This is a genomic window from Alkalihalophilus lindianensis, from assembly GCF_032843265.1.
GTDB lineage: Bacteria > Bacillota > Bacilli > Bacillales > Bacillaceae_D > Alkalihalophilus > Alkalihalophilus lindianensis.
In genome coordinates this window covers 1-235 of sequence record NZ_JAWJBA010001050.1, presented here as the reverse complement: position 1 = coordinate 235, position 235 = coordinate 1, and the positions used below count along the sequence as shown (strand labels likewise).

The following is a 235-nucleotide window of genomic DNA, read 5'->3' as shown; positions in this document are numbered from 1 at the left end:
CAAATCTTTTAATCTCTCAGGCTCCCAACCTGGCATTGTGAGGGAACTTCCGGATATTTTCCTGGCTAATTCAACTGGGTCGATTTGATCCACTTTGCTATTTTCATAAAATAAAGCGGTCGATCCATCCTCCATTTCTTTTGCTAAATCGGTACGAGTCCAATCAAATACCGGCATAAAATTGTAGCAAATGACTTTTACTCCAAATTTGCCAAGGTTTTCAATCGTCTTTTTA

1 protein-coding gene is annotated in these 235 nt (G+C 38.7%); it reads right to left on the bottom strand.

Going from position 1 to position 235, the window contains the following annotated elements; genetic code table 11:
* On the bottom strand, window positions 1-235 hold a 235-nt coding region (locus tag RYX56_RS25325; RefSeq protein ID WP_317124510.1), incomplete at both ends, for a mannonate dehydratase.